Below are 4,159 nucleotides of genomic sequence, written 5' to 3' on the forward strand. Positions count from 1 at the left end.
TTTGATAATGGATGTTACGATCGGGTTAAAGTTATAGTGCGGAAAGACCGCATTAACTGGTAAATTTATGGTGAAACGAGCAGTAACTTATCGTGATTATTTACAATAATTCATAGTGTTTGATGGATATTGACAGAATAGATAAAGCGTTTGAGCTGATCACCACTCAATTTAATGTTACATGAATCTTTTATTTAACGACGGAAAGTGCTTTTAGTTACGCAAAATATTTCTTGGTTCTGGTTGGTATTACATCCCCATTTATCAAGAATATTGTTGCCCATTTTAAAAACAGCATAATTGTTTAATTTGTGAGAGTTCGTTGATTAAATTTAATTACCATTTTTTCGGTAATTTCAGCTATTCAGTTTTTCTAAATTTTTCGTATCCTCAGTTATACATTTCATAAAAATTTTTATTTGAGGGAGTTGTCAACCAGTTGTCTTAATGCTCATATTTTTTTAGTGCCTATTAAAAACTCTCTTACTTTCGCTTCATACTATCAATACTGATGATCTCACCAGTTTCTTCGTTGATATCTTCGCCATATTTCTGAGCTAGTTCTGCTCTTAATAGATCGTTGTATCGGTACATTTCTACCAATCGAGCCATCATCACACCTTCAGTTTCCTTAACTGTCTTAGGAGAAGGATTTTGTAGCTTTTCAGATTGTTGTTTTAACTTGCTATTTGCCGTCTCTAGCTTCATCTTGAGATTTATGATTTGATTTTCTTTTGACTGGTTATGTAGCTCTAATTCCCTTGCTTTTTGAGCATCAATAATATCTTGTTTTATATTCGCATAAGACCCTTTCCTAAAAAGAGCGTGATTCAGCCCCGCTTTATCAGCGACTCTTTTCATATTTATCTTTGCGGAAGGGTCATCTATAAGCTCATTTAAAGCATTCCTCATCAGCTCTTGGCCAGATTTCTTGACTTCATATATCATGCTACAACCTCATCTACTTTAGGAGACTTAGTGCCTGAAAGAATTACTGCCGCCGCGTTTCTTGTGTCTCTCCAGCTTTCAGCCATTAATGAGAATTCTGATTGTTTTTCAGGAGAAAGTTGGACATATTGCTCTAACTTTTTATCTGCAAAGTTTTTCATTGCTTGCCAATTAACTCGCTGCTTCTCAGTTACCATGTAGTTTGGACAGTATACGCATCCACTTGGAAGCCCGACATTTTTGAGTTTACATGCAGGCCCTGCGGTACAATATCCATGAGGGAGACCACGAATGTTTTTTAGGTTCTGAACCAAAAACTCTTTGTATGCACTTAAATTTTTAAAATGTAGCTGTTTTACCGTCCTCCCGGTATCCGAGCCACTAGAAGCTGTGACGTTAAATATAAGGCTTTTTGCACCACTATTAAGTCTCTTTCCACCTTCACCAGTCAAAGTGCCGTCAGCGGCTTCCTGTGCGATGTTTTCAGCAATGTTTTCAATTAGCAGTTCTTCAAAATTTTCAAAAAGTCCTATCATTTCATCAGCGCTTTCAAATCCTCGTGATGCGTAAACCATTGTCATTGAACTAGCTAGATGCTTGAACTGATGCTTTATATCATCAAGCTCTCCTAATCTGTTAGCAATAATGAACCATGCAAAATTGTGACGAAGCATGTGTGCTGTAATTCTAAATATCTCTCCTTCGACATATTTTTTGCCTTTGTTACGGCCTTTGATTGACTTATAGTTACAACCTAGTGATTCCAGTTGATCCACATCTTGCGCAGTCATAGCGAACTGGTACATATGCAAAGAAAACTTACTGTCTTTGTTACCGTGAACCTTTTTGTCATAGATAGTCAGATCACCAAGTGAGGCGTTAGTAAACTTAATCGATGCGCTGGTGTCAGCTACGCCGAACAAAAGACTTTCTTTTAGGCCTTGACGCAGTTTATGCTCAAGTTCATCTGAAATCCAAATGTTTGAGTTTTCCAATATTGCGCTCGCTCTCTTATGCATAGCTATAACATAACGTTCAAGCAACTGGATGGCATCATAGGTATCCTTGTTTACCACCCACTTCATTTTTATTGAAGTCACATCTGTTTTAGTCAAAACAGCCTCGACATAATATTTCCCATCATGTTCTATCGCGCAACCAGTTGTACATGACAGCGCTTCTTCTTTGCGCATTCCTGAATAGATCAAGATGTACATTAATACATCAAGTTTAAGATTATCTAACGCATTGAAATCTTCACGAAATAACTCATAATAGTTGCGCAGTGTTGTTTTGTTAGTGATAGGAGATGCACTTTGATACTGGATTCTAGTCTCAGCTAAATCTCGAATGGAGGTTACATATTTGTCATTGGTAGCCTCCCAAGTATCTATAACACTTTTCGCTAGGATTAGTTTTTTATCGCATTGATTTATGATTTGCTTTAAAATTCCTGAAGGTACAATGGTGTGTGACAGTTGGTTATTTAGCTTTAGTTCAGTAACTTTGTGATTGCTAAACTCTTCATCAAAAATAGAAAGTGTTTCAGCTGTAAACAATCCGTAGTTTAAGTTTTCCTCAAAAAACCTTACTTTGAAATTATGTAGGCCTACCTTTCTATTAACCAGCAGTTTGTTGGTTATAAATGCAATGATATAATTACGTTTCTGAAGACTTGGTAATGAATTAAAATCAAAAAAAGAAGTTACACTATAGTTCTGTAGCCATTTCGCTAGCTTGAGTAACGGAGAGATTTGCATACAGACACTGTCGAATTTTATCCCCTGTCCACCTTCAAAACAGCCAGTACAATTAGTAAGTAAAAATGCGGCCTTAACTTCATATTTGATAGCTCCTGAAAGGGATGAAAAGTTTACAGATCTGCTACCTGTTTCTCTCCAAATGTCATGATCAAATAACCACTCACCATTCCTATCTAAATAAATGCTTTCCGATTTGTATACAACAACTGATTTTATTCGTTCATATTCCACGTTTTTAAACGGCTTGATCCTAAGCAAACCAGTCTCATCAGCTGTAGAAATATGTTCTATTAGATCAACAATCTTCACTATCCAATTCCTACATTTACAAAGAAGGCCCAATCCTCATGACAGCCATTGGTTTTCAATAAATATTTGCCAGTTTCAACTGCATTACTATTTATCTCGTTCAGCTCAGCGAGAATTGTTTCTATGCGGTTGTTTAATACATCAATATATTCTGCTTGATCTGTAGTGCTTTCGTAATCACTTATGCCTCGCTCCATTTCAGCTAAGACAAAGTGATGATAGGACAATAGACGCCATACATGCTCTGCATCTGCGACAACCCGAAAGTGGCGACAAAAAAGGCAGGCATTAAAATCCCCACACTGTGAGCTTTCGCTCTCTGAGCTTCTATTTAGTCTTTGTTGTTGATTACTAAATACTTCAGCTTCAAAGTCATTGCCGTGCGATGCACACCTTCCAGTAGGAGTTTGCTTGGTGTCAGCAGGTACTTCAGTAACGATAATAATATCTTCAGATATTGGTCTGCCAGAAAAATAATCTGACATTATTGAAGTGGCTGAAGCTAAGGTTTCTTCTGATTTAACGCCTTCATCTCTAAGATATACATCTAAAAACATCTTTAAAGAATGCTGTCCGGCTTTTTGATATTCTTTAAAATTCTTTGCATACTTTTTATAGACGTAGTTCAGCCCTCCTTTACGAATACGCTGCACATTAAATTGAACCTTGCAATCGTACCTCATGATAATTTCGTTTAATCTATGACTAAAATTAACATGGGTTGGTCCTTTTACTATTCCGTCTTTATCTCTATAAATACAAAGTCGGTATTTCAGTTTGCTAGTATCTGTGAGGTGAGAACGTAAATTTGATGAGATTTTATCACGAATATACTCAAGGTCAGCCAGTGCGTTTATGACATTTGCTCCAAATATCAATCCTTCGTTTTGGATTCCATCTTCGTCTAATTCGAACTCATAAAACTGTGTTTTGTATCCTGCCCTTTTCTTAAATAGTCGGACGAAATGTGCAGTTTTTCCTGTTACGGGAACGTCTAATTTTAGAATGTCGTCGATTTCAAGCATTAAAACTGGGGACAGATTCCACCCTGTTTTAATTAGAATTCTTCCAAGCCTCAAAAATAGCTCATCTTTTTGGGTTAAATTTGAGTCCTTTAATCCAAGCTCTATCGCGTAAGC

2 protein-coding genes and 1 pseudogene are annotated in these 4,159 nt (G+C 36.7%); all 3 read right to left on the reverse strand.

Going from position 1 to position 4,159, the window contains the following annotated elements; all coding sequences use genetic code 11:
* Nucleotides 1–483 precede the first annotated feature (483 nt).
* A complete protein-coding gene (locus tag NWQ57_RS07890; protein WP_306021600.1) occupies nt 484–948 on the reverse strand; it encodes a hypothetical protein in 465 nt (154 codons plus the stop codon).
* Entirely contained in the window at nt 945–3,020 is a 2,076-nt protein-coding gene (locus NWQ57_RS07895) for a hypothetical protein (protein WP_306021601.1), read from the reverse strand. The genes NWQ57_RS07890 and NWQ57_RS07895 overlap by 4 nt, the downstream gene beginning before the upstream one ends.
* Nucleotides 3,020–4,159, reverse strand: a pseudogene (locus NWQ57_RS07900) (hypothetical protein); the annotation flags it as partial. The pseudogene NWQ57_RS07900 and the gene NWQ57_RS07895, both read right to left, overlap by 1 nt.

Source organism: Paraglaciecola sp., assembly GCF_030730205.1.
GTDB lineage: Bacteria > Pseudomonadota > Gammaproteobacteria > Enterobacterales > Alteromonadaceae > Paraglaciecola.

Coding starts and splice junctions, on each gene's coding strand:
- NWQ57_RS07890 (WP_306021600.1), bottom strand. CDS start 948: ATGATATATGAAGTCAAGAAATCTGGCCAAGAGCTGATGAGGAATGCT.